The following is a 3,505-nucleotide window of genomic DNA, read 5'->3' on the forward strand; positions in this document are numbered from 1 at the left end:
CGAAGTAGTACATCATGCCGAGGAAGCCGGTGGTGAGGAAGAAGCCCACGGCGTTATGGCCGTACCACCACTGGATCATCGCATCGGTCGCACCCGAGTAGATCGAGTAGGACTTGAACCAGCCCACCGGGATCTGCAGGTTGTTGACGATGTGCAGCATGGCGGTGACGAGGATGAAGGCGCCGAAGAACCAGTTACCCACGTAGATGTGCTTGACCTTGCGCTGCATCAGCGTGCCAAAGAACACCACTACGTAGGAGATCCAGACGACAGCAATCAGGATGTCGATCGGCCACTCCAGTTCGGCATATTCCTTGGAGCTGGTCATGCCCAATGGCAGGGTAATGACGGCCAGGACGATGACCGCTTGCCAACCCCAGAAGGTGAAGGCAGCCAGCTTTGGCGCGAACAGTTGTACTTGGGAGGTACGCTGCACCGCATAGTAGGACGTGGCGAACAACGCACAACCGCCAAAGGCGAAGATGACTGCGTTGGTGTGAAGAGGTCGCAGGCGACCGAAAGTGACGAGGGCATTGTCGAAGTTCAGCTCAGGCCACACCAACTGTGCGGCAATGAACACACCAAGACCCATTCCGATAATTCCCCAGACCACCGTCATGATGGCGAACTGGCGAACCACCTTATAGTTATAAGCAGTCTGACTGATTGCTGTACTCATTGTGGGTTCCACGCTTTTCAAGGCATTTTCTAGGGCAAAAAACGGCGGCAAGTATGGAGAAAGCACGGTGGCAATGCAATGACACCGAAGGACCTCTCCTATCGCCTGAACCCTCGCAAAGACGCGCGTTCCATGCGTTGCGAAGTGGTCAGCACACCAGGCCGGTGTGGCGAATCGCTGGGGTTCGCTCGGATTATTGGATTAACAGTGTCGAACCAGCGCAGCTTAGGCGCCGAACGCGAAACGGGAAAGGGTAGCTGGTCGGAGCGGCCGCGACAGAGTGTCGCGCAGAGGAGGGAACACCTTGCTTGAAAGAGTAAGACGGCACGAAAGTGCCGTCTTACTCTTTCACCTTAAGTCATTGTTGAGCGGCCTGCTCGGCTCTTTGCGAGAGGCTGTAAACATAGGCTGCCAGCAGATGAACCTTGTCGTTGCCCAGATAGGGCTCTTGCGCAGGCATCCTTCCGGTGCGGCCATGCCGGATGGTCTGTTGCAATTGTGACAGGCTCGAGCCGTAGATCCAGCCCCGCGAGTCGGTCAGGTCAGGTGCGCCGAGCGCAGCCAGGCCAGTGCCGGTCGGGCCGTGGCAGGCAGCGCAGTTGGACGCGTAGATCTGCTTTCCGGCTTCGCTGTCGCTCTGGGTGCCTTCCGGCAGCGGCAGGCCTGCCAGGTCCTGACGCACATAGGCGGCGACATTCTGTACACCTGGTTCGCCAATCACTTGCAGCCAGCCCGGCATGGTACCGATACGGCCATTCAGGATGCTCGTCTTGATGGTTTCGGGCTCGCCACCCCAGCGCCAGATATTGTCGGTCAGATTGGGGAAGCCCTGGGAGCCCCGGGCATCGGAGCCGTGGCAGATGGCGCAATAGTTTGCATAGAGGCTGGCTCCCATCGTGAGCGCGCGCTCGTCCTGAGAGGCCTGCTCGATGGACATGGCTGCGTACTTGGCAAAGATCGGCCCGAACTCCGCATCGGCTCGGTCCATCTCGCGTTGCCACTGATTTACGCCGGTCCAGCCTTCTTCATAGCCGGGCATCATGCCTTTCCAGTTTCCGAGTCCCGGATAGAGGATCAGGTAGCCGATGCCGAATAGCAGGGTGGCGATGAAGAGAATGAACCACCAGCGCGGCAGCGGGTTGTCGTACTCCTCGATGCCGTCGAAGGCGTGCCCCATGGTCTTGTCGGTGGCGCCATCGTGCTGACCTTTGCGCGTGGCAAAGATCAGCCAGAACAGGGCAACGATGGTGCCCAGGGTAAGCAGGGCGATGTACCCGCTCCAGAATGTGCTCATGTTCCAGCTCCTGGGTAGCCCCCTCCGGGGCTACCCCTGATTGACGTTGGACGGGCTTGGCCAGCTCGTCGTTGACCGATTAACGGGTACTGGTGATCGCGGTGCCGAGCACCTGCAGGTAGGCGATCAGCGCATCCATCTCGCTGACCCCGCGAACGGCTTCGCGGGCGCCTGCGATGTCGTCATCGGTATAAGGGACGCCAAGGGTGCGCAGGGCTTGCATCTTGCGGGCGGTGGCGCGTCCATCGAGGGTGTTCTCCACCAGCCAGGGGTAGGAAGGCATCTTCGATTCGGGAACGACGTTGCGCGGGTTGTACAGGTGCGCACGGTGCCAGTCGTCGGAGTAGCGTCCACCGACACGGGCCAGGTCCGGGCCGGTACGCTTGGAGCCCCACAGGAAGGGGTGGTCCCAGACGCTTTCGCCGGCGACGGAATAGTGGCCGTAGCGCTCGGTTTCAGCGCGGAACGGACGGATCATCTGCGAGTGGCAGCCGACGCAGCCCTCGCGGATGTAGATGTCGCGACCTTCGAGCTGCAGCGCCGTGTAGGGACGCATGCCGTCAACGGGCTCGTTGACCACGTCCTGGAAGAACAGCGGCACGATCTGGGTCAGGCCGCCGATGCTCACGGCCAGGACCATGAACAGGGTCAGCAGGCCGATGTTTTTCTCGAGTTTCTCGTGTTGCTTCATTGCTCAGTCCTCAAACCATCTTCGCCGCAGCTTCGTACTCGGCAGGTTTGGACGCCTTAACGGTGCGCCAGGTGTTGTAGGCCATCAACAGCATGCCGGTGAGGAAGAAAGCACCGCCAATCATGCGAACCACAAAGCCTGGGTGGCTGGCTTCCAGCGCCTCGACGAAGGAGTAGGTCAGGGTGCCGTCTTCGTTGACCGCGCGCCACATCAGGCCCTGGGTGATGCCGTTGACCCACATCGAGGCGATGTAGAGCACAGTACCGATGGTGGCCAGCCAGAAGTGCGCATTGATCAGGCCGACGCTGAACATCTGCTCACGGGCGAATACCCGCGGAATCAGGTGGTAAAGCGAGCCGATGGTGATCATTGCCACCCAGCCGAGGGCGCCGGCATGTACGTGGCCGATGGTCCAGTCGGTGTAGTGGGACAGGGCGTTGACGGTCTTGATGGCCATCATCGGGCCTTCGAAGGTCGACATGCCGTAGAAGGCCAGCGACACCACCAGGAAGCGCAGGATCGGGTCGGTGCGCAGTTTGTGCCAGGCACCGGAGAGGGTCATCATGCCGTTGATCATGCCGCCCCAGCTTGGCGCCAGGAGGATGATCGACATCACCATGCCGAGCGACTGGGCCCAGTCGGGCAGGGCAGTGTAGTGCAGGTGGTGCGGACCGGCCCAGATATAGACACTGATCAGCGCCCAGAAGTGGACGATGGACAGGCGATAGGAATAGATCGGGCGCTCGGCCTGCTTCGGCACGAAGTAGTACATCATGCCGAGGAAGCCGGTGGTGAGGAAGAAGCCCACGGCGTTATGGCCGTACCACCACTGGATCATCGC

General features: G+C 60.5%; 4 protein-coding genes. All 4 read right to left on the reverse strand.

Translation table 11 applies throughout. The features are described from left to right. The coding region (locus ACFOMF_RS13770; protein WP_386365863.1) for a cbb3-type cytochrome c oxidase subunit I at positions 1-679 on the reverse strand (679 nt) is incomplete at its 3' end. 358 nt (positions 680-1,037) lie between these two features. Then, on the reverse strand, positions 1,038-1,973 hold the full coding sequence (gene ccoP / locus ACFOMF_RS13775; RefSeq protein WP_386365865.1) for a cytochrome-c oxidase, cbb3-type subunit III: 936 nt from the start codon (positions 1,971-1,973) through the stop codon (positions 1,038-1,040). A 79-nt stretch (positions 1,974-2,052) separates the two neighbouring features. Further along, complete coding sequence (gene ccoO, locus ACFOMF_RS13780; RefSeq protein WP_386365867.1) at positions 2,053-2,664, reverse strand: cytochrome-c oxidase, cbb3-type subunit II; 612 nt, start codon at positions 2,662-2,664, stop codon at positions 2,053-2,055. Positions 2,665-2,674: 10 nt separating this feature from the next. Next, on the reverse strand, positions 2,675-3,505 hold an 831-nt coding region (locus ACFOMF_RS13785; protein WP_386365869.1), incomplete at its 5' end, for a cbb3-type cytochrome c oxidase subunit I.

The sequence above is a fragment of the Stutzerimonas tarimensis genome (genome assembly GCF_042648805.1).
Taxonomy (GTDB): Bacteria; Pseudomonadota; Gammaproteobacteria; order Pseudomonadales; family Pseudomonadaceae; genus Azomonas; species Azomonas tarimensis.

What these genes read in the sequence shown, in the direction of transcription:
- ccoP (WP_386365865.1), bottom strand. Translation starts at nt 1,973, where the DNA reads ATGAGCACATTCTGGAGCGGGTACATCGCCCTGCTTACCCTGGGCACC.
- ccoO (WP_386365867.1), bottom strand. Translation starts at nt 2,664, where the DNA reads ATGAAGCAACACGAGAAACTCGAGAAAAACATCGGCCTGCTGACCCTG.